Raw genomic sequence first — 23,631 nt, forward strand, 5'->3', positions numbered from 1 at the left:
ACCGCTCGTTCAGGCCGACGCTTCGATCTCGTCGAGGCGCTCCGCGAGCCACACCGCGATCGGGCGATCCTCCTCCTCCACGAAGCGCGCGAGTTCGTTTCCGTCGGCATCCTCGACGACGACCGTCGGGATGAGTTCGATGCCGTACTCCTCGACGCCCGGGCCGTACTTCTCGCCGTCCTCGCGCTCGACGGGATAGTGCTCGACGTCGTCGACGCCGGCGGCCTCCAGGGCTGCCGCGAAGTCGGGGAGTTGACCGCGACAGTCGCCACACCAGTCGCCACCCCACACTTTCACCGTCACGTCATCGGCGACGCGCCGCCACGCTTCGACGGTGGCCTCGTACGCCTCGGCGTCCCACGCCGGGTTCGGCTCCATCGTCTCGAGTTGCTGCTCGGGCATACCCGATCGGAGGGACTCCACCGGCTTAACGCCCTCGCCACCCACGACCGTCGCCGGACGGGTCCGCCACCGGTTTAACCCCCTCACGCGTACCCGTCCGCCATGATCGACAGCATCCTCGATGCCATCGGGACCCCGCTTCTCCGCGTCCCGTCGCCCGAGGGCGCGACCGTCGCCGCGAAAGTCGAATCGTTCAACCCGGGCGGCTCCGCGAAGGACCGCCCCGCCCGCGAGATGGTGTTCGCCGCCGAGGAGGCCGGCAATCTCTCGCCCGGCGATCGCATCGTCGAGGCGACGAGCGGCAACACCGGCATCGGCCTCGCCGTCGTCGCCGCCGCGCGTGGCTACGACCTTACCATCGTCATGCCGTCCGATATGTCCCAGGAGCGCCGGAACCTCCTGCGCGCCTACGGCGCGGATCTCGAACTCGTCGATGGGTCGATGACCGAGGCGAACGACCGCGCCGCCGAGATCGCCGCCGAGACCGACGCCTACCCGATCCGGCAGTTCGAGAACGAGGCGAACCCGCGCGCCCACTATCGCACCACTGCTGAGGAGATCCTCGACCAGATCGAGGGCCGCGAGATCGACGCCTTCGTCGCCGCCGTCGGGACTGGCGGGACGATCACCGGCACCAGCCATCGCCTCCTTGAGGAGTTCCCCGACATGGAGGTCGTCGCCGTCGAACCTGACGGGAACGCTGTCCTCTCCGGTGAGGAACCCGGTGAGGATGCCTTCCAGGGGATGGGGCCCGGATTCGTCTCTGACATCCTTGACGTCGACATCATCGACACCGTCGAGACCGTCGACATCGACGACGCCGAGGCCGAGTGCCGCAGCCTCGCGCGCGACCAGGGCGTCCTCGTCGGTCAGTCCTCCGGGGCCGTCTCCATCGTCGCCCGACGTGTCGCCGAACGCTACGCCTACGAGGCCGACGACGACGAAGAGCCCCTCATCGTCACGATGTTCTGGGACAGTGGCGAACGTTACCTTACCGCCGGCGTCTTCGACTAAACGACCATCTTTTTCCCGTTCGGGTTCGCCTGCGGCGAACCGCTCACGGCAAAAACATGGGTGAAAAAGGCCGGTCGCCTCCGGCGACCGGAGAGGATCGCGCCCACGAGCGCGAGTACGCTAGATCGTGGACCGCACCAACGCGAACGTTAGATACAGCTAGCGTACCTACCGCGAGCGACCGTAGGAGCGAGCGGGCCAAGAGCCGACCAACGGGAGGCTTGCAGGCTTTTGGCCGAGCTTTTGCAAGCACGTGAAGCGTGCGCTGCAAAAGGTCGGTTAGGAGAACTCCTCGCGGGTCACGCGCACGACGACGGTGTCGTCGTACTCGCTACGCTCGTACGCGCCCTCCTGTGCGTCGCCCCGGAGGACCATCGTGGGGTCGACGAGGCGGCCGTCGTCGACGCCGTAGACGCGGAGTCGGTTCACGGTCTCCTCGGGGTCGGCGTGCCCGTCGCGGAGGGCGCGCGCAAGCGGCCGGGAGAGCCACTCGCGTTCGCTGACGCTGGGGTCACGGACGAAGGCGTCGCGGGCGACGCGTGCGAGGTACCAGTCGAGGTCGTTGAGGAGCGAGACGGCGGTGCCAAGGCTGACCGTCTCGACAGCGAGCGCGTTCGCCCACGGGGACGTCGGATCGTACGTCGCGAGCGCTCGATAGGCGGTCTCGTAGGCGTAGAGGTCGTCGGGGAGCGTCGTATCCTGCTTCCCGACGATGCAGACCGCGGTCATTCGGCGGCCCTCACGCTTCGACCTCCACGGGGTCGACCGGGACGATGTCGCGAGCATCGGCGGCGGCGTCAGCCAACTCGAAGAGGTCGTCGGGTTCGGCGGCAACGACGCGCTCTGCGCTCGCGGCGGTCGCGGGTTGGGCGGGCGCGAGGCGGTCGCAGCCGACATTCATCGTGGCGTCGCGGTACGTGCCGAGGTCGCGGGCCTTCGTGATGACGTCCTGTTTGTCCCACGAGAGCAGGGGACGATGAACGGGGAGGTCGATCGCGCCCGCGACCGCGGCCATGTTCGCGGTGGTCTGACTCGACTTCTGCCCGATGGCCTCGCCGGTGACGACGCCGACCGCACCGACGTCGTCGGCGACGCGCTCCGCGGCGCGGTACATGAAGCGTCGGAAGGAGAGCATGCGGGTGTTGTCGACCGCTGCGTCGAGGCGTTCGACGGCCTCCCCGGCGGAGACGCGCCGGACGTCGAGGTCCCGATCGGGGGCCCACTTCGCGAGATGGCGCACGGTCTCGATCGCGCGCGCCTCGTGGTCGGCCCCACCGTAGGGGCCGAGGTCGAGGTAGACCGGTATCACGGGCGCGCCGCGCTTCATCGCCAGCCACGCCGCGACGGGCGAATCGATCCCGCCGGAGACGAGCGCGACGAGTGGCTCTTGGGTCCCGAGCGGCATCCCCCCGGGGCCGTCCCGCTCTTCGAGGTAGACGAACGCGCGCGCGTCGCGGCACTCGACGCCGAAGGTCAGGTCCGGGTCGTCGAGGTCCACCTCGGGTTCGAAGTCGTCCTCGACGGCCTCCCAAACGGCCTGGCCGCCCTCGCGGCCGATGTCGTGGCTCCCAAAGTCGTGTTCGCCCGCACGGCGCGCGTCGACGCCGAACGTCCCGCCGTGGTAGTGTTCGCGCGCCGTTGCGGCCAGCGCGTCCGTGATCGCGTCCAACGTGGCGTCGACGACTCTCGCGGGACTCGCCGACACGACGCCGAAGGTGTCGGTCGCGGCGGCGGTCGCGGCCTCGACGTCGGACGCGTGGATCACGAGGCGACCGTACTCGCGGGCGACGCGGCCGTCGATCCCGCGCGCGTCGAGGTGTGCCCGCAGGTCCTCGGCGAGTCGCTCCTCCATGCGCGTCTGGACGGAGCGGCTCTTGATGCCGACGTCGCCGTGGCGGACGAGCACGGCGTCGGCGTCCGGCGGATGCATACCCCCGTAGAGGAGACTCCCGCACTAAAGCGCAGTCATCGCTTCGGCGCGAGTTACGCGGGACCGACGGTGACGGACGAGCAAGCGCGGCGGCCGGTGTCAGCGCGCCGCCGACGCGATAGGGGCCGCGGGCGTGGTCGCGACTCGCTGGCCGTTGCATCGGCGTCGCCGGGACCGTCGTCCTCGAACGCCCGAATCCACGGACTTCTCGTCGCCACGGCCGCGACGTCCGCCGACCTCGATGTGGAAGAGGACTGACGGAGCCGGCGATCCGGACCACGTAGTAGCGTTCGGCGACCGAGTGGCTCGGAGTTCGCGCGAGCCGAAGGCGAGTGCGAGCGAGAACGAAGTTCTCGCCCAGAGCCCGGAAGGTCGCTGACTCCCTCGCCCTTCGGCCGAGGCCGAGGAACCCCTGTTAGGGGGTGACGAAGGCTTTTAGTGGAGGTTTTGCCAGCGCGAACCGCACGCTGGCAAAACGTCCTCTAGAAGGTGGAGAGTTCGCCGTCGATGACGCGCTGGGTGATGGCGGTGACGTCGGCGAGTTCGGCGTCGACGATCTCGTGGACATCGGCCTCGATATCGTCGATCTCGATGCCCTCGTCGGTGACGACGTGGACGTCGGCGACGTGGGGTTGGTCGATGGGACGGCCGATCTGGCTGAGGAGCCGAACGCGCAGGTCGCGGATGCCCTCGACGTCGGCGACGACGCTCTCGGCGATCTGCGTGGAGAGGAGGTTGTATATCTTCCCGATGTGGTTGACGGGGTTCTTCCCGGAGGTGGCCTCCATGCTCATCGAGCGATTCGGAGTGATGAGGCCGTTTGCGCGGTTGCCTCGTCCGACGGAGCCGTCGTCGCCCTGTTCGGCACTGGTGCCGGTGACGGTGAGGTAGACGGAGCCCTCCTCGTAGTCGTCGGCGGTGTTGACATGGACGGTGACGTCGCGGTCGGTGTAGTCGTCGGCGAGGGACGCGACGGTCTCGCGGACGCCCTCGATTTCGGCCTCGTAGGCGTCGATATCGGGGACGTGGCGGTCGACGAGCGCGACGGCGACGGTGAGGTCGATGTGGTCGCCCTCACGTTTGCCCATGACCTTGACGTCCTGGCCGATCGCGGGGTGCTCGTCGTAGTAGGTGCCGTTGAGGTGGTGTTCGGTTTCGAGGACGAGCTCTTCGGTTTCGGTGAGGGGCGCGTGGCCGACGCCGAAGGAGGTGTCGTTGGCCTCGGGGATGTGCTGTTCGTCCTCGCCGAAGACCTCCTGGAGGTCGCCGGAGCCCTCGCCGAGGCGGACATCGACGACGACGTCGGTTTCGAGGTCGAGGGCGGGGAGGGTCTCGCGGAGGTAGTCGCGGGCGGCCTCGAGGGCGATGGCGTCGACGGGGACGTGGTGTTCATCGCCCGCCTCGTCGACGTAGTGTTTGGTGGCGCGTCCGACGACGAGGAGATAGATGGGCTCGACGACCTCACCGCCGCCGAAGGCGGGTGCGGCGGTGCCGGCGACGAGTTGCGTCTCGTCGGTGTTGTAGTGGAGGACCTTTCCGACGCGATCGAGATATGCCTGTGCGAGCGCCTCGGAGACGTGTTCGGCGACGCCGTCGCAGATGGAGTCGGGGTGGCCGATCCCTTTTCGCTCGACGATCTCGACGGTTTCGTCCTCGACGGCCCCGCGCTCGATGGGCTGCACGCGGATGTTCCGCTCGGTCATTAGCCACGTTTGGCCGCGGGCGGTTCTATAACTTGCGGAAAGGAAAGGACCGCCGAATATGCTCGGTGGTTATTCGTGGGCTAGTCGAGGAGGAGGCCGAGATAGGAGGTTCGGATCTGCTCGGTCGGATCGAGACCGAGGCGACGCAGCACGTCGAACGCCCCCTCGCGGGCGGTGTCGACGTCCTCGCTCTCGCGTTCGACCTCGACGAACTGACCGAGTCCCGTCACGTCGTCGAGGACGACGGTGTAGTCGTCGTAGGCGTAGTACGTCCGGGTCTTCTCGACCGTGGCGGCCGGCGTGAAGCCGACACCCTCGAAGATCGCGCTCGCGTCGGCACCGTCCGCGACGCCGGTCTCGATCTCCTCGCGGGCCTTCGATTCGGCATCGATCTTCGGGCCCTTGTACGTGATCCGCGCGCGCTCGCCGTCGGCGTCCGTGACGCGCCGAACGCGGAGGGCCTCGTCGGTCTCCGCGAAATCGCGGTGCGGCGCGTCGTAGTAGGTGTCGACCTGTTCGACTGTCCGCTCCGCCTCGGCACCGACCGACTCCAGCGCGTCGCGGACGTCGCCGTGGTCAGCGGGCACCTTCACCTCGACTTCGTACATACGCGTACTCCTCGCCCGGCGTGGGGAAAAGCCGTCCGGAACGGCTCGGTTTAGGGCGACTATTGAGTGCTCCGTACGCCTCTTAGCAGCCTTCTTACCCGATGATGGCTCACTTCCAGATGGGATGTCAGCAGACTCCGCCGCCGGCGACGCGCCGCACTCGACCGTCCCCGCCCCCGAGCACGCACTCGATTCCGTTGTCGTCAGACAGGAGCGCGGCCCGGATCGCTGTACGTGCTATCCCGACGACGCCGACGAGGAGACGCGACTGACGACGTGGCTCTCCGTGAACGCGGATATCGTCCGGGAGTTGGAGTCGATGCGTTGACCACCGCGACTCGCGCGGGAGAAACGTGATTCTTAAGGGTGGAACGAGTATCCGTGTGCGTATGAGCGACCAGCAAGAGGCCGAGGCAGCCAACGACGCAGACGCCGCGGAGTCCGAGGGACTTCAGGCGGGCGACTTCATCGAACTCGCATACACCGCACGGACCGTCGAGGACGGCGACCTCGTCGACACGACCGACCAGGAGATCGCCGAAGAGGAGGGCGTCGACACCGAAGGTCAGGAGTTCGCCCCGCGAACCATCGTGCTCGGTGAGGGCCACATCTTCGAGCCGGTCGAGGACGACATCATCGGCAAGGAAGTCGGCGACACGGGGACCGTCGTCGTCCCCGCCGAGGACGCCTTCGGCGAGTACGACGAGAGCGAGGTCCGTACGGTGAGCACGGAGAAGATCCCGGAGGACGACCGCTACCCCGGCGCACACGTCGACCTCGAGGGTCAGCACGGTCACGTCGAGACGATCATCGGCGGGCGCGCCCGCGTCGACTTCAACCACATGCTCGCCGGCCAGGACATCGAGTACCAGTACGAGGTCCTCGGCGAGGTCACGGACCGTGTCGAGAAGGCGCAGGGCCTCCTCAGCATGTACTTCGACGTCGAACTCGACATGCACATCGAGACGGACGAGGTCGAGGAGGAAGTCGAAGTCGAGACCGAGGAGGGCGAGGAGCCCGAGTTCGAGACCGAGACCGTCGAGAAGGAGACGCTGTACATCGAGCAGAGCCCGCAGCTCCAGTTCAACCAGCAGTGGATGATGGGCAAACAGCAGATCCTCCAGCAGGTCATGGATCAGATCGACGTCGATCGCGTCATCGTCCAGGAGATTATCGACGGCTCCGGTATGGGCGGCATGATGGGCGGTATGGGCGGTATGATGGGCGGCATGGGTGGCGGCGAGGAGGACCTCGGTGACATCGAAGACGCCCTCGAAGACGCGGACGTCGACGCAGACGAGATCGTCGACGAACTCGACGAGGAATAGAGCGGCGCGCGAAGCGGGCCGCAGTTTACCGAGCGGGGAGCAGGGCGACCCGCGAGGAGTAGGCGACAACGAGCGTCAGCGAGGCGTCGCCACTCACCGAACGGGAAACGCAGTGACCCGTGAGGAATAACGCGACTCCGTCGGAGTCGCGGGAACACCGAGCGGCCCGCGTGCCGTGGGTGTCACAGCCGACACCGATTCTCCCCGTATTCACCACTGGCGAGCGACGCGACCGCGTCAGGCGATGTCGCGTGAGGTGTCGATCCCGACGCGCTCGCCGAGATTGAGCTTGATAGTCTCGTCGAGCGCGCGTCCACCGCGGAACTTCGGGACGGCGAGGGTGTTCTCGACGTCGCTCCCGGAAATCGTCGTTCGCAGGCGGAAGGCGACGTCGCCGATGTGGATCGTCGTATCGCGGAAGTCGGAGACGTGGTTGCCCCGGAGGCCGTGGAGGACGGCGACGCTCCCCGTGTTGTGCATGTGGTTCTGGAGCTCCGAGAGGAACGTCTCGTAGCGGGTGCGTTCGGTCCGTTCGAAGGTGTCGATGGGGTCGATGATGAGTGTCTCATTCTCGCCGACGTTTCGGAAGAGCCGACGGCCGTCGTCGAGGGGCGAGTCGCTCGATACGTAGCGGACGTCGGGCGTCTCTTCGGGAACGTTGGCCCGCTTGAACGCGTCGATAACCGCGTCTTCGGTCCGATCGGCGGTCAGATACAGGGTGTCGCGGGCGGACGCGAGCTCGTGGAGCAGAAGCTCGCCCTGGCTTGCGGGGGGAGACTCGTAGACGAGGAGGCTGCCGGCCGGAAGCCCACCGTCGAGCTTCCGGTCCAGGACGTCGATCCCCGTGGGGAGTCGATCCGCCATGGCGTGTGAGTAGGAGCGATCGTATTGTTAAGCGTTCGGACCGATCACCCCTGCGACGCGGTCGTAGGCGGCTCCCACCGCCGCGTCGGTGATCGGGGTGGGGGATGCGGGTACGGGGATCGTCGGTGCCTCGACGATGCGTTCGATGGCGGTCGTCTCGCCCGCAGTAGCGACGACGACGCACGCGGCGACCGGCGTGCCGAGCGCGCGGGCGAGCGCCGCGCTTTTCAGGCCGTTGCGGACGGCGTCCCGGTTGGCCGTCGTTATGACGACCACGGCATCGGCGGCCGCGAGGGCCGCGCCGACGTCCGCGCCCGCGCCCGCCGCGGTGTCGACGATCACCGGCCGATCGGTCGGAAGCGCGTCGAGGTACGCGTCCGGGGCGATGTCGCCACCGGCGAGCACGTCGACGCCGGGCGGGGCCGTTGCCGGTTCGACGAGGGCGTCGACGGTCGCACCGGCTGCGAGGTCGGCAACGCCGCGATCGCCCGGCGTACCTGCGTAGAGGTGGCAGTTCGGCATCCCGCGGTCGGCGTCGACGACGAGCGGCCGGCGTCGTTGGCGGGCGTAGGCGTCGGCGAGACAGAGCGCCGTCGTCGTCTTCCCGACGCCGCCCTTCCCGCCCGCGATGGCAAGCATGCCCACGGGTGGTACCCCCATCCGATACAAAGGTTCGGGAGGTTCAAGGCGTCCGCGCGCGGGAGTAGTGACGATGCGCCACGACCACCTACTTACCGCGAAACAGCTCTCGCGGGCGGATATCGAGGCGGTCCTCGGGCGCGCGCGGGAGTTCGCGGACGACCCCGCCGCGCACGCGGACCGACACCCGGGCGCGCTGCTCGCGCTCTGCTTCTTCGAGCCGAGCACGCGGACGAAGATGAGCTTCGAGACCGCGGCCAAGCGCCTCGGCGGCGACGTCATCGACATGGGGGCGGTTGAGGACTCCTCCGTGAAGAAGGGCGAGTCGCTCGCGGACACCGCACGCGTCGTCGAGGGGTACGCGGACGGGATCGTCCTCCGCCACCCGAGCCAGGGCGCGGCGCGGATGGCGAGCGAGTTCGTCGACGTCCCGCTCGTGAACGCGGGCGATGGGGCCGGCCACCACCCGAGCCAGACGCTCCTCGATCTCTACACGATCGACGAGAACGCCGGGCTCGACGACCTGACGATCGGGATCATGGGCGATCTGAAATACGGTCGGACGGTCCACTCGCTCGCGCACGCGCTGACGAACTTCGACGTCCGCCAGCATTTCGTCAGTCCGGAGAGCCTGCGTCTCCCGCGCTCGGTGCGCTACGACCTCCACGAGGCGGGCGCAAACGTCCGCGAACACGAGGACCTCGACGCCGTGCTCCCCGAACTCGACGTGCTCTACGTGACGAGGATCCAACGCGAGCGCTTCCCCGACGAGGAGGAGTACGAGAAGGTCGCGGGACAGTTCCGTATCGACGCCGACACGCTCGCGGCCGCATCGGACGACCTCGCCGTGATGCATCCGCTGCCGCGGATCGACGAGATCGATCCCGAAATCGATGCGTCGTCGAACGCGACGTATTTCGATCAGGCGCACAACGGCGTCCCCGTGCGCATGGCGCTGCTCGACCTCCTCCTCGGAGGTGACGAGGCATGACTGAGAAAGACACCGAACTCCGCATCTCGAAGATCCGCGACGGCACCGTCATCGACCACGTCCCGGCGGGCGACGCCCTCCACGTCCTCGCCATTCTCGGTATCGACGGGAGCGGCGGCGAGGGCGTCAGCCTCGGGATGAACGTCCCGAGCGAGACGATGGGAAAGAAGGACATCGTGAAGGTCGAGGGTCGCGAGATGAGCCAGGCCGAACTCGACGTCCTCTCGCTCATCGCGCCGGACGCGACGGTCAACATCGTTCGGGACTATGCGGTCGCCGAGAAGACCGAGATCGAACCGCCCGAGAAGGTCACGGGACTCCTCACCTGCCCCAACCGACACTGCATCACGAACGCTGGGGAGCCCGTCGAGACCCGCTTCGACGTTCTCGACGACGGCGTCCGGTGCGCGTACTGCGAAACCATCGTCCGCGAGGAGATCACCGACCACCTCGCGGTCTGAGGTGCCGCGGGGGCGTGTCCCGAAAAGGTATAGTGGCGCGACGTGTAGCAATCCGATATGCGCACGTCCATCAAACTCGCCCTCGCACTCGTCCTGATCGTCCTCGTCTACAAGCTCGTCGCCGGCGGCGCGTCCGAGGACGACATCGACCGCATCGACTGACGGAACCGACCGCCCGGAACGAACACTTTACGCGGCCGGGCCCACATCCGCGTGTATGTACGGCATCGTCACGCGGAACGCCGAGGAACTGGAGTGGCCGGAGTTCGACGTCGGGTTCTACGAGGTCAAACGCGTTACCGGCCAGCACGGCGACCCCGTCGAGGGGGCTGTCAATCTCGTCTCCTGTTTCGCCGACACCGCGAGCGCCGCGACCGAGGCGGACGTCGTCGCCACCGATGCCTCGGGTCGTCCGGCGACGAAGGACCACCCGGACCTCGACTCGGGGTACGTCTGCCCGAGCGACGAAGGGTATCGAAACGGCCTGCTCGAAGTGATCGAGGCGTGCACCATCCCGAGCGACGACGTCCGCCTCGACGAGGTGGGCTTCCCCGGCGCGGCATTCTGTCACTGTGAACGCTGCGACGACGCGTTCGCGTCGAGCGCCTACGACGACCGGGCGGCGTGGCGTGCCTCCGTGATCACCGAGTTCGTCGCCGACGCCCGCGAGCGCGTCCCCGGCGACCTCTATCTCACGCTGCATCCCGACCCCTATCCGGGCCACCTGCTCGAACGGTCCGGGATCGACGTCGCAGCGCTCGCGACACACGTCGATGAGTTCGTCGTCCCGCTCTACGACACCGCGTACGGGACGACGTACTGGCTGGAGAGCCTCGCGAGCGGCTTTGCGGACCGACTGGCAGACCTCGACGTTCGTCTCGGCGTCGAGCTCTACGCGGTCGACCCGGAGGTGGACGCGCTCGCGGACGCCGCGGCGACCGTCGAGGAGTACGCGGACGGCGTCTACTTTGGCTATCACTCCGGGAACGCCCGCGCGGTGTTGCGCCGCTGGGACGCCGAAGCGCGCGAAGGCGTCGAGTGGGGCTGAACGGTCCCGTCGGAAACCTGGCGCATGGACCGGCGCTCGTCGGGCGGTTGCTCGGCTGCTGAGGGCGAATCGGGGCGCTTTTGCGTGGCCCCCACCGAACGCGGAGTATGAGCTTCGAAGAAGGTGACTCCGTGGTCCTTCACGACGAGCACAGCGAGTTCGATGGCGAAACCGGCGAGATCACGCAGAAGGTCGAGACGATGTTCGGCGACGCGAACTACACCGTCGCCTTCGAGGACGGCCAGGAGCAGGGCGTCCCCGAGGACAACCTCGAAGCGGCGGCGTAAGCGACTCGGGTCCTTTTCTACGTCGCGGCCCTTTCACCCCACATGAGCGTCCCCTTCCACTACGTCGATCTGCGCACGTTCTGCTACGACACCGAGGACGAGGCGCGCGTCGAGCGCGCGCTCAGACAGTTCCTCCCCGAGGAGTTCGAGGTGCAACGCGCGGAGAGCACCGGCCACAACGGCGATCGGATCGTCGTCCTGTCGGCGCGCGTCGAGAACGCGGACGGTATCCGGCACGTCCTCGAGCGCCTGCGCGAGGGCGCGGACGTCGATCGGCTGCGCGAGGAACTCGATCAGCGCGTGAACGAGAACTGCGCGTTCATGGCGCACCTCGACAAGCAGGCGGCGTTCGGCGGCGAGACGCGGCTGGGCGAGGGCATCTCCTTCCGGGCGAAGGTCGAGGCCTATCCGGCGAAGCGGGAGGCTGCGGTGGAGAACGCCCGCGACGCGCTCGCTTAGGCCATCCAGCCGCGCGCGATGTCGTTCGAGACGGTCTCCTGCCACGCCTCGAAGGCCTCTCGACACTCGGGGTTCGCCCTGACGTGGTCCATGAAGCCCGCGCCGCCGTTCTCGATGTCGTCACCGCACCACGGGCACTCCTGCGGGTCGTCCCAGTTCACGTCGACGGGGTCGATATCGCTCTCGCTCATGGATGGACCTGTTGTCGCTACCCTGAAAACCGTGGTGGCGAGACCGCACCGTTTTAGCGCACGCCGTGCGTCCGCTCACGTATGTACGAGGCGGTCACCGCGACGCCGGACGGGGAGAGTACCGTCCGGCGCTTCGCCGCGACGGCGGCCCGACAGGGGTTCGAGGGGATCGTCGTCCGGAACGCGGGCGCGGCCGATTCCGCGTTCGACGCGGCGGCCGTCCGCGAGGAGTACGATGTCGACGCCGTGGACGCCACGGAGATCGTCGCGGACGACCCCACTGCGGCGAGCGGGGCGCTCAGCGAGGCGCGTCGCGAGCACACGCTCCTCTGCGTGCGCGGCGGCACGCCGACACTCAACCGCTTCGTCGCCGAGGAGGAGCGCGTCGACGTCCTCACGAATCCGATGGCCGGCCGAGGCGACGTCAATCACGTCATCGCGCGGGCGGCGGCCGACCACGACGTCCGCGTCGAGTTCGACTTCGGGGCCGTGCTGCGCGAGTCGGGCGGTCCGCGCGTGCAGGCGCTGCGCGGCCTCCGAAAACTCCGCGAGCTCGTCGAGCAGTACGACGTGCCCTACGTCGTCACGGGGTCGCCGCGTTCGCACCTCCAGTTGCGCGCGCCGCGGGAACTCCGCGCGCTCGGGGAGGCAATCGGGTTCGACGCCACGCAGATCGAGGCGGGCCTCGACGAGTGGGGCGTCCTCGCGGCGCGGAACCGGCATCGGCGCTCCGCCGACTTCATAGCGCCGGGCCTCGAACGCGGACGACATGAACCGGAGCGCTGAGGAACACGCCGAGCGCGTCGACGCGCTCGTCGCGGAGCGACTGTGAAACACCTCCCGAAACACCTCCGGCCGCGCTGGCGCTATCTCTTAGTCGGGATCGAGGCGTGGCCGGACGCGGAGGTGGGTCGGCGGGACTTCCAGCGCAGCGTCTGGTTCGCCGCGCAGAACCTCCTTGGGGACGCGGCGAGCGCGGACGCGGACCTGCGCGTGCTCGCCTACGAGTTCGGCGATGGGGAGGGCGAGGCGGTCGTCCGCGCACGCCGCGAGCACGTTGCGGAGGCACGTGCCGCGCTCGCCTGCGTCGACGCCGTGCGCGACGATCCCGTGGGGATCCACGTACGGGGCGTTTCCGGCACGGTCCGTGCCGGTGAAGAAAGGTATTTAGGACGCGCGCGTGAAAATTCGGCAGAGGAAGCCGTCGTGTTCAGGAACGCCACCGCGCAGGCCGTCAGCCGCGACGGCCTGGTCGACGTCTCGTCTGAGGGTGGGTTCGTGGGCGCGACTCGCGCTGATTTGGAGTGACACATCATGCAGGGACAAGCCCAACAGCAAGCGTACGACCGAGGTATCACTATCTTCTCGCCCGACGGCCGACTGTATCAGGTCGAGTACGCGCGTGAAGCCGTCAAGCGCGGGTCGGCCTCTATCGGCATCCGCGCCGAGGACGGCGTGGTGCTCGTCGTCGACAAGCGCATCCGCTCGCCCCTGATGGAGGAGACGAGCGTCGAGAAGATCCACAAGGCCGACAACCACATCGGTATCGCGTCCGCCGGGCATGTCGCCGACGCCCGCCAGCTCATCGACCTCGCGCGCCGCGACTCGCAGGTCAACCGCGTTCGCTACAACGAGCCGATCGGCGTCGAGAGCCTCACGAAGGACATCACCGACCACATCCAGCAGTACACGCAGGTCGGTGGCGCGCGCCCGTTCGGCGTCGCGCTCCTCATCGGCGGTATCGAGGACGGCGAACCGCGCCTCTACGAGACCGACCCCTCGGGCACGCCGAACGAGTGGAAGGCCCTCGCCATCGGTAGCGGCCGCGACGACATCCAGCAGTACCTCGAAGACGAGTACCACGAGGACATCGCGCTGGAGGACGCCGTCGGCCTCGCGCTTGCCGGCCTCGGCCAGGTCCACGACGAAGGCCTGACACCGGAAGGCATCGGCGTCGCCACGGTTGACGCGGAATCCGGCTCGTTCATCGAACTCACCGACGACGAGATCGAGGAGTATCTCGTCGACAACGAGCTCCTCGCCGACGAGGACGAGGATGCGGACGCCGACGCGGACGACGAGCAGACGGAGTAACCCCCCACTTCTTCCCCGTTTTTTCCGACCGCGTAGTGGCGACGCCACTCGCTGTACCGTCGTCCCACTGGGACGCGGTTTCTCACGCCTCGCTGGCGCTCGGCGCTCGCCGTTCCGTGGTTCCAACGGAACCATGTTGCTCGCGTCTCACTTCGTTCGCGCTCGCTGTACCGTCGTCCCACCGCGATGACGTTCTTCCCCGGAAAGGCCTTCAATCACCCGCCGCAACTGTCACGCATGATTTCGCTCGACGAGGCCGTGACGGCCCGCTTGGAGTCGCACGGCGAGCGCTTCGAAGTGCTCGTTGATCCGGACGCCGCGCTCGCGATCAAGCGCGGCGAGTTCGATGGCGAACTGGAGGACGTCATCGCCGCCCGCGACGTCTTCGAGAACGCCTCTCGCGGCGATCGGCCCGCCGAAGAGGACTTGGAGGAAGTGTTCGGCACGACGGACCCGATGGAGATCATCCCCGAGGTCATCGAGAGGGGGGAGATCCAGATCACGGCCGAACAGCGCGAGGAGATGCAGGAGCGAAAGCGCAAGCAGCTCATCAACACCATCGCGCGCAACGCGGTGAACCCGCAGATGGACGACGCGCCGCACCCGCCCGAGCGTATCGAGTCCGCGCTCGAACAGGCGGGGTTCACGGTCGACCCGATGGACCCGGTGGAGTCACAGGTCGACGACGCGCTCGAGGCCCTCCGGCCGGTCATCCCCATCCGCTTCGAGGAGGTGACGGTCGCGGTCAGCCTCCCCCCGGAGTACGCGGGATCCGGGCAGGCGCAGATCCGGGAGTTCGGCGAGCTCGAACGCGAGGAGTGGCAAAGCGACGGCTCGTGGGTCGGCGTCCTCACCTTCCCGGCGGGGATGCGCAACGAACTCTACGATCTCGTCGCGGAGGTCACGAGCGGCGAGGGCGAGACACGGGTGATCAAGGACAAGGACGAGCTGAGCACGCGCTGACTCAGACCCCGTCGAGGTGCCGTTTGACGACGCGGCTCTCGGCGCGCTTGAGAATCCCGCTGAGCGTGGATTTCGCCACGTCGGCGTCGGCGGCGAGCTCGGTGAGCGTGATCTCCCGCGGCTGGTCGTAGTATCCCGATTTGGCCGCGAGAGCGAGGAGTTCGCGCTGTCGGTCGGTGAGCGGGTCGGGGTCGCGCTCCGCCTCGTCCGAGACTCGATCGAGACGGTAGTCGACGCCGCGCGCGTCGAGTTCGTCGCCGAGTCGTGAGAGGTCGTCGCGGGAGGCAGTGAGCGTCCAGTGGGCGACGCCGTTCGTGATCTCGAAGGGGAGTTCGAGGGGGACGCGTGCGGAGCGGAGCGCGCGCAACAACAGCGGCGCGCGCGTCTCGAAGCGGACGAGTAGTCCGTCGTCGCCGTGGTGGAGGATGTCGGCGGCGCGAAGGACGTCTGACGCCTCGACGGCATCCCGGACGGCGGGGAGGTTTGGCCCGGTGATTTCGACGAGGCCGATACCTCTGTCGTCGGTGCCGGGGAACGCGGCGAGCACGCGAAAGCGCACGTCGGGGTAGCGGCGGGAGATCGGTCGCACCCACATTCCCTCGGGGAGCTCGACGGCGAGTTCGGCGCGGATCACGGGTACTGTTCGTCCTGCATGGCGTTAACGGCCGCGCTATCGTCCGACGATGGGGTCTTTTAAGTCGCCGACGGCGTCGAGGACCGCCTCGATGTTCGCCTCGTCGACGTCGTTCTCGCGAAGCGCCGCTTCGAGGTAATCGGCGACCGTGTCGAAGTCTTCGGGGGTGATGCCGAGGTGGTCGTGGGCCTCGCGCATGTCCGCCCCGTCGTACTCGACGGGGCCGCCGGCGACGGCGCTGATGAACTGCACTTGGTGGGCGAAGAGGTCCTGTCGGTCGGTGTCCTCGAAGTAGTGAAGCAGGTCGTCGTCGGCGAACACGCGGTCGTAGAAGTCGGAGACGACGGCCTCGACGGCGTCGCGGCCGCCGATGTCCTCGTAGACGTTCGTTGGCATACAGTGTCTCGTTGTGACCGAAGGACGGCGAAGATGTCCCCGAACATGTTCGGGTCCTACCGGCCGTCGGCGCGCGACGGACGAGGACTCGTTGACCGTGACGGCAGCGAGTGCGAGCCGGCGCTACCCCTTGCGGAAGCCGAGCAGGAACCCGCCGGTGAAGCCGGCGGAGATGGAGAGCGTCGAGAGGATCGACATCATCCACGAGGGCGGCGTCGAGGACGCGGCGTTCTGTCCGGCGCTGACGAGACCGGCGGTGAGGCGATCCCACTTCACGATGAGAATACCGCGCGATTCGAGGAAGGCGAAGAGGGCGAGTTCGATACCGATGAGGACGGCGATGAGCTTTGCGACCTTCTTGGCCGCGAAGCCCACGACGCCGCCGATGACGGCACCGGTGCCGAGGTGGAGTCCGAGTTGTCCGGGGTCGATGCTGAGCGCCATACCTCCCGTTCGGTCGTCTCGGCGCATCACTCTTATGGGACGCTGGGACGCGCTGGTCGCAACAACAGTTATTACCCATGCGTCCTAATATCGTGATAGATGGTATCGAGTGACATGCCACCGTCGGAGGAAGCGCGCGAGATATTCACCGACCTCGGATACGAGGTCACCGGTGACGCGGAGAACAGCTTCCGCGCCGCACGCGAGTGGAAGGAGATCGACGTGCTCGCCGTGACGGACGACGTCCGCACCGACGAGGGCGACCGGATGCGCTGTTTCGTCACATGGAACGACCACGTCGATCGGCTCGAACGCGTGCTCGCCGCCGAGGAACACGGCGCGGAGTGGGCCGTTATCGGCGTCGCCGAGGACGGCGACTACGAGGTCGCGCGCGCCCCGCCGACAGCGTGATGCTCCGATACCGCATCGCCGGACCGTAGCTATTTATCCGGGCCGGCCGACGGGCTGAGCATGTCGTCCATCACGGGTATCGTCACAGACACCCTCGCACGGTTCGCCGACGGGATCGTCGCCGCGCTCCCGAAGCTCATCGCGGGCGTCGTCTTCCTGGTCGTCGCCGCGATCGGCATTCGCGTCGCCGTCTGGGCAGCCGCGAGCGTGGTCTCGCGGACCACCGACCAGCCGATCTACGTCCAGTTCGTCCGCACGCTCGTCGGCGTCTTCCTCTGGTTCGGGGCGCTCCTCGCGTTCCTGACGCTCGTCGGCCTCCCGGGCATCGCCGCCGCCCTCGGGACCGCGTCGGGGTTCCTCGCGCTCGGCGTCTCCTACGCCCTCAGCGGGATGCTCGCGGACGCGGTCGCCGGCATCTACCTCCTGCGCGATCCCGACTTCAACCCCGGCGACCGCGTTGTGGCCGGCGACACCGACGGGGTCGTCTCCGAGATCGAACTCCGCAAGACCCGCTTCGAGGTCGGTGACGACATCGTCGTGCGCGCGAACGCCGAGGTCGAGAAGAAGTGGACGAAGAAGCGCGACTCGGCGTGAGCGGTGTCATATCGGCGAGTCACATATAGCCGTTCGGCTCCTTTTCAGGTCCATGTTCGTCGGACACGAGACGCTGGCGTTCGCCCTCGTCGCGCTCGCCGCCGTCCACTACGGCCTCGGTCGCGAGCGCGCGCTCGCGCTCGGCGTGGCTGCGGGACTCTTCGCCGCTATCCCCGACGTCGACATGGCGTACGCCCCGCTTGGACTCCTCACCGTCCACAGCGCGGACGCGCTCGCCGCCGCTAACGCCTTCTGGGGCGCGAGCACCGCGGTTCATCGCGCCGTCACGCACTCGCTCGTCGTCGCGCCGTTCGCCGCCGCCGTCTTCGCGCTCGCGGCCACTCGAACGCACCGCCATCGCGCCCTCGCCGGTGCGGGTGCGCTCGCGCTCGTCGGCCTCACGCTCGCCGTCTCGGGCGTCCTCGGCGGTGCCGTGATGGTGCTCTACGCCCTCGCGGGCCTTGCGGTCGCGATTCTCGCGCGTCGCCGCCTCGACCTCGGCCCGCGCGCGCTGGCGGCGACCGCGCTGGTCGGCCTCCTCACGCACCCCTTCGGCGACCTCCTGACGGGAACGCCGCCCGACTTCCTCTACCCGCTCCCGTGGCACCTGCTCGCCGCGCGTCCCCAGCCGTTCGCTGACCCGACGCTTGACCTCCTGGCGGCGTTCGCGCTCGAACTCACCTGCCTCTGGGCGGGCGTCTACGCCTATCACCGCGTCTCGGGAACGCCGCTCCGCGAGCCCCTGCACGGCCGCGCCGCCGCCGGGGCCGCGTACGCACTCGCCGCGCTCGTTATCACGCCGCCGACGCTTGACGTCTCGTATCACTTTGTCTTCAGCGTCGTTGCTGTCGGCGCGGTCGGCGTCGTGGAGCCGACGAAGCGCCGTCTTCCCGACCCTGCGAGCGCCGCTGTCACCGGCCTCGCGGCCGTCACCGCCGCCGGCGTCGGGTACACGCTCGCGTATCTGTTGCTCTGATCGGGACGGCCCGACACCTTTGTACCACGGCCGCTCGAAGCGTGATCGAACGATGGAGGAGAAGCGACTCGGTCGGGTACTGGAGACCGAACGGATGAACGCCGCGCTCGCGTGGGCGCTTGTCGCGCTCGTCGTCGTCGTCGCGATCGCGAGCATCCCGGACGGTGACCTCACATGGACGGCGTTCTGCACGGGCGTCGCGGCACTCGCGCTCGTCCCGCCCGTCGCCTACCGGAACCGACGCGTCATGCTCCCGTGGGAGGTGCTCGTCGTCGCCTTTCTTCCCGTCCTCGGACACGTCCTCGCGACGTGGTGGCTGACGACGGCGCTCGCGACCTATCTCTCCGTGGCGGCGCTCGCGCTCGTCCTCGTCGTCGAACTCGACGTGTTCACCGCCGTCCGGATGACCGATGACGTCGCCGCGTTCATCGTCGTCGTCACCACGATGGCCAACGCCGGCCTCTGGGCGCTCACGCAGTGGCTCAGCGACATCTACCTCGGAACGACGCTCGTCTACGTTGCCCGCCCCGTCACGCCGGCCGTCGATGCCGCCTCTCTCAACGTCCTCATGTGGGACTTCGTCGCCGCGACGGGCTGCGGCGTCGCCGGGGCGGCACTCTTCGTCCTCTACTTCCAGCGCCGTGTCCGCGCCAACGAGCGCTTCGCGGCGGAGGTGGGAGAATGAGGGTCCGCGATCGCCTCGGTGTCTCGAAACGCCGGCAGACGCAACTCGCACGCGTCCTCCAGTTCTGTCTGGTCGGGTTCTGCTTCGTCGGCTTCTACGAGGGGCAACTCGGCGTCGTCGTCAACGCCGCCGTCGGCCTCGGCGTCTCGTACCTCCCCGCAGTCCTCGAACGCGACTACGGCGTCCCGATGGACCCCGCGCTTGTCCTCTGGGTGACGATTGCCGTCTTCCTCCACGCCCTCGGGACGGTCGGTGTCCCCGGTATCGGGTCGTTCTACAAGAACGTCTGGTGGTGGGACCACCTCACTCACACCCTCTCCTCGTCGGTCGTCGCCGCGGTCGGCTACGCCGCCGTCCGCGCCATCGACGAGCACACGGACGCCGTCTACTTCCCGCCCGCGTTCCTCTTCACCCTCCTCTTCGTCATCACGCTCGCCTTCGGCGTCTTCTGGGAGGTCATCGAGTTCGCCATCTCCGAGGTCGCCGCGCTCGTCGGCGTCACGAGCATCCTCACCCAGTACGGCGTCACCGACACGATGCTCGATCTCCTCTTCGACACCGCGGGCGCACTCGTCGTCGCCGTCGGCGGGACGACGTACCTCTCCGGCGTCGTCGACACCCTCTCCGCACGGCTCGACGCGCGCACCCGGGAGTGACACCCAGCCGGTGACCGCCGACGAGAAGGTTGATAGCCGCGGCGCGACACCGTCCGATCAATGCCGGGTGACGACGTTCCCGATCCCCGCGACGGCCCGCTGGCGACGCTGCGATGGCTCCGACGCACCGACAACGAGGTAGTGATCTTCGTCCGCGAACTGGCCGCGAGCGCGCTCGTCGTCGCCGTGATTGGCCTGCTCCTCTTCGCCGTCAGCGGCCTCTGGCCCCCGCTCGTCGCCGTCGAATCCGGGAGTATGACCCCGAACCTCCAGAAGAACGACCTCGTCTTCGTCATGGAGGAACACCGCTTCCCCGGTCCCGGAACCACCGACGACACCGGCGTCGTCACCTACCGAACGGGGCAGGCGAACGGGTACACCGAGTTCCACGAACCCGGCGATGTCGTCGTCTACGAGCCGGACGGCGACGGCAGGTCCACACCGGTCATCCATCGCGCGCGATTCTGGGTGGCCGACGGCGAGAACTGGTACGACGAGGCGAACGAGTCGTACGTCGATGGCGCGCAGGGCTGTCCCTCCCTCCCTGACTGCCCCGCCCCCCACGCTGGCTTCGTCACGAAGGGCGACTCGAACGGCTACTACGACCAGGTTCGAGACATCTCCTCGCCAGTGAAACCCTCGTGGATCCGCGGAATCGCCGAGTTCCGCATTCCGTGGCTCGGATGGATCCGCCTCGCCGTCACCGGCGAGGGCGCGCTGTCCGCCGGCGCGCCCGTTACAGCGCTCTGAGCGCTGAAGTCGCATGGCACCCAGCGACCATGTCTCACCTCGTGCGCGCCGTTCTGCCCGTATGGTCGACAAGAAGATCGGCCTCGTCGACATCGATATCGAAGGCCTCGACGCGACTGTCGACGACACGCTCGATCGGGCCGAGGAGACGCCCGATGGCGTCCCGTAGACTGAAGCCGCATCCGCGCTCGACAAGGCGGGGACTGACGGCTCGCGTGTGGCGTCGCGGGCCTCGCGGCAGTAGCGATCGGTGGTTAATGCCGCACCTCGCGTCTCGACAGACGAGCGTCAGACGGGTCACAACCCTTTTTGCCGGTCCACGAGTCGGTAGCAGTAATGTCTGCGCTGAAGGGTCTTCTCGGCGAGCTCGTGACGGACGTCGACGCGTTAGTGCTGTTCTCCCCCAGCGGCTCGTACTACGACCGCGCGCGAGACGCCACCGACGAGGGCGACGTCGAGCTGATCGTGGTGGCCGCGGAGAACGCGGTCGGCGCGGACGCCTTCGTCGAACTCCCGCTGGAGTTCGCCGAGGTCACGGAACGCGTCCGCTTCGGGCTCGAAGGGGCGCTCGACAACGAGTATCTCACCGATGGCGACGTCGTCGCCTGCGCCACGGCGGTGTTCGACGACGGCGCGGACACGATCTCGCGGGTGCGCGTCGACGCCGAGCGCCACTCGGGCATCTACGACCTCTTCGTCAACTCGCGGGCGGACCCCGCGGTCATCCGCGACGTCCTCGACGTCGTGATCGAGCTTGGACAGAAGGGCCAGAAGGGCAAGCCCGTCGGCGCGCTGTTCGTCGTCGGCGACGCCGGGAAGGTGATGAACAAGTCCCGCCCTCTCTCGTACAATCCCTTCGAGAAGAGCCACGTCCACGTTGGAGATCCGATCGTGAACGTGATGCTCAAGGAATTCTCGCGACTCGACGGCGCGTTCGTAATCTCCGATTCGGGCAAGATCGTCTCCGCGTACCGCTACCTTGAGGGATCTGCGGAGGGCGTCGACATCCCGAAGGGGCTCGGCACGCGGCACATGGCGGCGGCGAGCATCACGCGTGATTCGAGTTCGATCGCGGTGGTGTTGAGCGAGAGCGACGGCCTCGTCCGCGCGTTCAAGGGCGGCGAGCTCGTCCTCGAACTCGACCCGGAGGCGTATTGATGGACGTCCAGACGCTCGTGACGCAGGACGTCGACTACCTGCTCGCGATCGGCGTGCTCGTCGTCGGGGCCGTCGCGGGCTACCTGGTCGGGCGGGTGAACGCCCGCCTCCTCCGCGCGGTCGGCGTTCCGGAGGCCGTCGAGGGAACGAGCGTCGAGCGAACCGCACGGCGCTTCGGTACGTCGATCGTCGCGATCCTCGTCCGCCTCACCTCGCTGTTCATCTACGTCGTCGCAATCCTCCTTGCGCTCGCCGTCACTGACCTCGTGAATCTGCGGGCACTCTGGTACCGCCTCGTCGGCTACGTCCCCGCGGTGGTGTTCGCGGTCGCGGTGCTCGTCTTCGGCGTGCTCGTGGGCGATAAGGCCGAAGTCGTCGTCTCCGAGCGCCTCCGCGGCGTGAAAGTCCCGGAGATCGGTATCATCCCGCTCATCGTCAGGTACGGCATCGTCTTCATCGCCGCGCTCGTCGCGCTCGGGCAACTCGGCGTCGCCACCCTCCCGCTCGTCCTGGTCTTCGCGGCGGCCACGCTCGCGCTCATCGTCTTCGTCGCTGTCGCGACGAGGGACCTCCTGAGGTCCGCCGCGGCGGGCGTCTACATCCTCCTCAACCAGCCCTACGGGATCGGCGATCGCGTCCAAATCGGCGAGACGAGCGGGATCGTTCAGGAACTCGATGTCTTCGCGACGTACATCGAGGACGACGGCGCGGAACACGTTGTCCCGAACGCGCACGTCTTCGAGTACGGCGTCGTGAAGGAGCGCTAGCTACGCCCCGCGTTCGCACCGCTCGTGTTCGTCCCATCCCTATTCGTCTCATCCACGCCTGCGCCGTCCGTGTCTGCATTCGCCTCATCCACGCCTGCGCCGCCCGTGTCCGCATCGTTCCCGTAGTCGAGCGGCTCCGCGGGCACGCCCGCGACCGTCGTCTCCGGTGGCACGTCCGCTGTGACGAGCGAGTTCGCCGCGACCTGCGCGTCGCGGCCGATCGTGACACCGGGAAGGACGACCACGCCCGCGCCGATCATCGCGCGTTCGCCGACGACGATTTCGCCCGTCCGGTACTCGTCCTGGAGGAACTCGTGACAGAGCAGCGTCGCGTCATAGCCGACAATGGCATCGTCCTCGACGGTGAGGAGTTCGGGGAAGAAGACGTCGGGCGTCGCCTCCAACCCGAAGGAGACGCGTTCGCCGACGGTCATCCCGAGCAGCCGGTAGAGGAACACTTTCAGCCGGAGGCTCGGCGAGTGGCGCGCGAGCACGATGCAGGCGTAGTTGCACGCGACCCGGAGCGGCCCGACCGTGTCCGGCCAGTGGCGCAGGGCGTTGCCGGGGCCGGGGGTCGGGTGGCGCGCCAGTCGGTCGTGGCGGCGATCGGTCATACGTCACGTACGGTACCACGGACCGTGAATCCCGCGCTCGCCCCACCGAGTTCGACGACTGTCGTAGCCAGGGTTTATGGTCGTCGTATGCCTTCGTACGGGTAACGAGATGCAAGCCCGACAGATGCCGAAGGGAGTTCCCGAAACGGTCGAATCGGCGCGAGGGAAGCTCGTCTATCTTTTCCTGCAGTTTCACGAGGGCGCGACCCTCGACGAGCTCCGCGACGGCCTCGATCTCCAACGGATCACGCTGTTCAGTGTGCTCAAAACCCTCGAAGAACGCGGTGTCGTCGATCGCGACGGCGAACGCTACGTTACCGCTCGACCGGCCTGAACTCGCCGGTTACGTCCCAATCGTGGATACAGGCGACCTCCCCTTCGTCACCCTCGGGGACGCGCCACGCATCAACGTCTTCGTTCCAGGCTTCCGTTCGTCCGCATCGGACGCAGGAGCGCTCTTCCGGCGAGCGAATGGTGAGACTCATACGCACACATAATGCGTCGATGGCTAAAAGGCTACGCTTCTTCGGCAACGATTGTCACCCGCGTTCGCGGGTCCCTCAC

Annotated in this window: 34 protein-coding genes; 21 read left to right on the forward strand and 13 right to left on the reverse strand. The window is 67.8% G+C overall.

Annotated elements, in window-relative coordinates; genetic code table 11:
- Window positions 1-9: 9 nt before the first annotated feature.
- The gene (locus tag ABDZ36_RS07350; protein ID WP_211311412.1) at window positions 10-402 is read right to left on the reverse strand and encodes a TlpA family protein disulfide reductase; all 393 of its coding nucleotides are present in this window, start codon (window positions 400-402) and stop codon (window positions 10-12) included.
- Window positions 403-504: 102 nt separating this feature from the next.
- Between ABDZ36_RS07350 and ABDZ36_RS07355 the strand changes: the two genes are divergently transcribed.
- Window positions 505-1,416, forward strand: a complete 912-nt coding sequence (locus ABDZ36_RS07355) for a PLP-dependent cysteine synthase family protein (RefSeq protein WP_211311413.1) — start codon at window positions 505-507, stop codon at window positions 1,414-1,416.
- 279 nt (window positions 1,417-1,695) lie between these two features.
- Here the strand turns inward: ABDZ36_RS07355 and ABDZ36_RS07360 are convergent, their stop codons facing one another.
- The 4 genes from ABDZ36_RS07360 to cyaB all read right to left on the reverse strand — a co-directional run bounded on the left by ABDZ36_RS07360 (window position 1,696) and on the right by cyaB (window position 5,657).
- A complete protein-coding gene (locus ABDZ36_RS07360) occupies window positions 1,696-2,145 on the reverse strand; it encodes a DUF5804 family protein (protein WP_211311414.1) in 450 nt (149 codons plus the stop codon).
- A gap of 10 nt (window positions 2,146-2,155) precedes the next feature.
- The gene (locus ABDZ36_RS07365) at window positions 2,156-3,346 is read right to left on the reverse strand and encodes a tRNA sulfurtransferase (protein WP_211311415.1); all 1,191 of its coding nucleotides are present in this window, start codon (window positions 3,344-3,346) and stop codon (window positions 2,156-2,158) included.
- A 482-nt stretch (window positions 3,347-3,828) separates the two neighbouring features.
- Window positions 3,829-5,049: a methionine adenosyltransferase gene (locus tag ABDZ36_RS07370; protein WP_211311416.1), complete on the reverse strand. Its 1,221-nt coding sequence runs from the start codon at window positions 5,047-5,049 to the stop codon at window positions 3,829-3,831.
- 80 nt (window positions 5,050-5,129) lie between these two features.
- A complete protein-coding gene (gene cyaB / locus ABDZ36_RS07375) occupies window positions 5,130-5,657 on the reverse strand; it encodes a class IV adenylate cyclase (protein ID WP_211311417.1) in 528 nt (175 codons plus the stop codon).
- Window positions 5,658-5,781: 124 nt separating this feature from the next.
- Between cyaB and ABDZ36_RS07380 the strand changes: the two genes are divergently transcribed.
- Window positions 5,782-5,985, forward strand: coding sequence for a DUF7511 domain-containing protein (locus ABDZ36_RS07380; protein ID WP_211311418.1), 204 nt, complete (start codon window positions 5,782-5,784; stop codon window positions 5,983-5,985).
- A 61-nt stretch (window positions 5,986-6,046) separates the two neighbouring features.
- A complete protein-coding gene (locus tag ABDZ36_RS07385; protein ID WP_211311419.1) occupies window positions 6,047-6,985 on the forward strand; it encodes an FKBP-type peptidyl-prolyl cis-trans isomerase in 939 nt (312 codons plus the stop codon).
- A 237-nt stretch (window positions 6,986-7,222) separates the two neighbouring features.
- Here the strand turns inward: ABDZ36_RS07385 and ABDZ36_RS07390 are convergent, their stop codons facing one another.
- Both ABDZ36_RS07390 and ABDZ36_RS07395 read right to left on the reverse strand, forming a co-directional pair.
- Window positions 7,223-7,849, reverse strand: coding sequence for a DUF7125 family protein (locus ABDZ36_RS07390; RefSeq protein WP_211311420.1), 627 nt, complete (start codon window positions 7,847-7,849; stop codon window positions 7,223-7,225).
- A gap of 27 nt (window positions 7,850-7,876) precedes the next feature.
- Entirely contained in the window at window positions 7,877-8,488 is a 612-nt protein-coding gene (locus tag ABDZ36_RS07395) for a nucleotide-binding protein (RefSeq protein ID WP_211311421.1), read from the reverse strand.
- A 73-nt stretch (window positions 8,489-8,561) separates the two neighbouring features.
- On the opposite strand from ABDZ36_RS07395, the gene pyrB reads away from it, so the two are divergent.
- From pyrB to ABDZ36_RS07420, 5 genes are all read left to right on the forward strand, one after another.
- The gene (gene pyrB / locus ABDZ36_RS07400) at window positions 8,562-9,479 is read left to right on the forward strand and encodes an aspartate carbamoyltransferase (protein WP_211311422.1); all 918 of its coding nucleotides are present in this window, start codon (window positions 8,562-8,564) and stop codon (window positions 9,477-9,479) included.
- Complete coding sequence (pyrI, locus tag ABDZ36_RS07405; protein ID WP_211311423.1) at window positions 9,476-9,940, forward strand: aspartate carbamoyltransferase regulatory subunit; 465 nt, start codon at window positions 9,476-9,478, stop codon at window positions 9,938-9,940. The genes pyrB and pyrI overlap by 4 nt, the downstream gene beginning before the upstream one ends.
- 217 nt (window positions 9,941-10,157) lie before the next feature.
- Complete coding sequence (locus tag ABDZ36_RS07410) at window positions 10,158-10,988, forward strand: hypothetical protein (protein ID WP_211311424.1); 831 nt, start codon at window positions 10,158-10,160, stop codon at window positions 10,986-10,988.
- A gap of 107 nt (window positions 10,989-11,095) precedes the next feature.
- Window positions 11,096-11,275: a DUF1918 domain-containing protein gene (locus tag ABDZ36_RS07415; protein ID WP_211311425.1), complete on the forward strand. Its 180-nt coding sequence runs from the start codon at window positions 11,096-11,098 to the stop codon at window positions 11,273-11,275.
- A 42-nt stretch (window positions 11,276-11,317) separates the two neighbouring features.
- Entirely contained in the window at window positions 11,318-11,734 is a 417-nt protein-coding gene (locus ABDZ36_RS07420) for an RNA-binding protein (RefSeq protein WP_211311426.1), read from the forward strand.
- Here ABDZ36_RS07420 and ABDZ36_RS07425 read toward each other — a convergent pair.
- The gene (locus ABDZ36_RS07425) at window positions 11,731-11,925 is read right to left on the reverse strand and encodes a DUF7501 family protein (protein WP_211311427.1); all 195 of its coding nucleotides are present in this window, start codon (window positions 11,923-11,925) and stop codon (window positions 11,731-11,733) included. The genes ABDZ36_RS07420 and ABDZ36_RS07425 overlap by 4 nt on opposite strands.
- Before the next feature lie 81 nt (window positions 11,926-12,006).
- On the opposite strand from ABDZ36_RS07425, the gene ABDZ36_RS07430 reads away from it, so the two are divergent.
- From ABDZ36_RS07430 to ABDZ36_RS07445, 4 genes are all read left to right on the forward strand, one after another.
- On the forward strand, window positions 12,007-12,711 hold the full coding sequence (locus ABDZ36_RS07430) for an RNase P subunit p30 family protein (RefSeq protein WP_211311428.1): 705 nt from the start codon (window positions 12,007-12,009) through the stop codon (window positions 12,709-12,711).
- Between the two features lie 42 nt (window positions 12,712-12,753).
- On the forward strand, window positions 12,754-13,233 hold the full coding sequence (locus ABDZ36_RS07435) for an Rpp14/Pop5 family protein (protein WP_211311429.1): 480 nt from the start codon (window positions 12,754-12,756) through the stop codon (window positions 13,231-13,233).
- A 6-nt stretch (window positions 13,234-13,239) separates the two neighbouring features.
- Window positions 13,240-14,019, forward strand: a complete 780-nt coding sequence (gene psmA / locus ABDZ36_RS07440) for an archaeal proteasome endopeptidase complex subunit alpha (protein WP_211311430.1) — start codon at window positions 13,240-13,242, stop codon at window positions 14,017-14,019.
- Window positions 14,020-14,256: 237 nt separating this feature from the next.
- Window positions 14,257-14,982 (forward strand): ribosome assembly factor SBDS, encoded by a 726-nt coding sequence (locus tag ABDZ36_RS07445; protein WP_211311431.1) that lies wholly within the window; start codon window positions 14,257-14,259, stop codon window positions 14,980-14,982.
- Window position 14,983: 1 nt separating this feature from the next.
- Here the strand turns inward: ABDZ36_RS07445 and ABDZ36_RS07450 are convergent, their stop codons facing one another.
- From ABDZ36_RS07450 to ABDZ36_RS07460, 3 genes are all read right to left on the reverse strand, one after another.
- Window positions 14,984-15,616 (reverse strand): helix-turn-helix domain-containing protein, encoded by a 633-nt coding sequence (locus ABDZ36_RS07450; protein ID WP_211311432.1) that lies wholly within the window; start codon window positions 15,614-15,616, stop codon window positions 14,984-14,986.
- A 36-nt stretch (window positions 15,617-15,652) separates the two neighbouring features.
- On the reverse strand, window positions 15,653-16,012 hold the full coding sequence (locus tag ABDZ36_RS07455; protein WP_211311433.1) for a group I truncated hemoglobin: 360 nt from the start codon (window positions 16,010-16,012) through the stop codon (window positions 15,653-15,655).
- 123 nt (window positions 16,013-16,135) lie between these two features.
- Window positions 16,136-16,456, reverse strand: coding sequence for an FUN14 domain-containing protein (locus ABDZ36_RS07460; protein WP_211311434.1), 321 nt, complete (start codon window positions 16,454-16,456; stop codon window positions 16,136-16,138).
- Window positions 16,457-16,555: 99 nt separating this feature from the next.
- On the opposite strand from ABDZ36_RS07460, the gene ABDZ36_RS07465 reads away from it, so the two are divergent.
- From ABDZ36_RS07465 to ABDZ36_RS07500, 8 genes are all read left to right on the forward strand, one after another.
- Entirely contained in the window at window positions 16,556-16,867 is a 312-nt protein-coding gene (locus ABDZ36_RS07465; protein ID WP_211311435.1) for a DUF7116 family protein, read from the forward strand.
- A 60-nt stretch (window positions 16,868-16,927) separates the two neighbouring features.
- Complete coding sequence (locus tag ABDZ36_RS07470; RefSeq protein ID WP_211311436.1) at window positions 16,928-17,461, forward strand: mechanosensitive ion channel domain-containing protein; 534 nt, start codon at window positions 16,928-16,930, stop codon at window positions 17,459-17,461.
- 52 nt (window positions 17,462-17,513) lie between these two features.
- The gene (locus tag ABDZ36_RS07475; protein WP_211311437.1) at window positions 17,514-18,437 is read left to right on the forward strand and encodes a metal-dependent hydrolase; all 924 of its coding nucleotides are present in this window, start codon (window positions 17,514-17,516) and stop codon (window positions 18,435-18,437) included.
- A gap of 52 nt (window positions 18,438-18,489) precedes the next feature.
- A complete protein-coding gene (locus ABDZ36_RS07480) occupies window positions 18,490-19,122 on the forward strand; it encodes a hypothetical protein (RefSeq protein ID WP_211311438.1) in 633 nt (210 codons plus the stop codon).
- Complete coding sequence (locus ABDZ36_RS07485) at window positions 19,119-19,778, forward strand: DUF2238 domain-containing protein (protein WP_211311439.1); 660 nt, start codon at window positions 19,119-19,121, stop codon at window positions 19,776-19,778. Before ABDZ36_RS07480 ends, ABDZ36_RS07485 begins: the two co-directional genes overlap by 4 nt.
- A 60-nt stretch (window positions 19,779-19,838) precedes the next feature.
- On the forward strand, window positions 19,839-20,528 hold the full coding sequence (locus ABDZ36_RS07490; RefSeq protein ID WP_211311440.1) for a S26 family signal peptidase: 690 nt from the start codon (window positions 19,839-19,841) through the stop codon (window positions 20,526-20,528).
- A gap of 336 nt (window positions 20,529-20,864) precedes the next feature.
- Window positions 20,865-21,686: a diadenylate cyclase DacZ gene (gene dacZ / locus ABDZ36_RS07495; protein ID WP_211311441.1), complete on the forward strand. Its 822-nt coding sequence runs from the start codon at window positions 20,865-20,867 to the stop codon at window positions 21,684-21,686.
- Window positions 21,686-22,453 carry a mechanosensitive ion channel domain-containing protein gene (locus ABDZ36_RS07500; protein ID WP_211311442.1) on the forward strand — a complete coding sequence of 256 codons (768 nt, stop codon included), beginning with the start codon at window positions 21,686-21,688 and terminating at the stop codon, window positions 22,451-22,453. Before dacZ ends, ABDZ36_RS07500 begins: the two co-directional genes overlap by 1 nt.
- Here the strand turns inward: ABDZ36_RS07500 and ABDZ36_RS07505 are convergent.
- The gene (locus tag ABDZ36_RS07505) at window positions 22,450-23,067 is read right to left on the reverse strand and encodes an acyltransferase (RefSeq protein WP_211311443.1); all 618 of its coding nucleotides are present in this window, start codon (window positions 23,065-23,067) and stop codon (window positions 22,450-22,452) included. The two genes, ABDZ36_RS07500 and ABDZ36_RS07505, sit on opposite strands and share 4 nt — an antisense overlap.
- A 109-nt stretch (window positions 23,068-23,176) precedes the next feature.
- Between ABDZ36_RS07505 and ABDZ36_RS07510 the strand changes: the two genes are divergently transcribed.
- Window positions 23,177-23,401 (forward strand): TrmB family transcriptional regulator, encoded by a 225-nt coding sequence (locus tag ABDZ36_RS07510; RefSeq protein WP_343749257.1) that lies wholly within the window; start codon window positions 23,177-23,179, stop codon window positions 23,399-23,401.
- Here ABDZ36_RS07510 and ABDZ36_RS07515 read toward each other — a convergent pair.
- Window positions 23,382-23,552, reverse strand: a complete 171-nt coding sequence (locus ABDZ36_RS07515) for an HEWD family protein (RefSeq protein WP_211311444.1) — start codon at window positions 23,550-23,552, stop codon at window positions 23,382-23,384. The genes ABDZ36_RS07510 and ABDZ36_RS07515 overlap by 20 nt on opposite strands.
- Between the last annotated feature and the right edge of the window lie 79 nt (window positions 23,553-23,631).

The organism is Halarchaeum salinum (assembly GCF_039520965.1).
In the GTDB taxonomy this organism is placed as follows: Archaea; Halobacteriota; Halobacteria; order Halobacteriales; family Halobacteriaceae; genus Halarchaeum; species Halarchaeum salinum.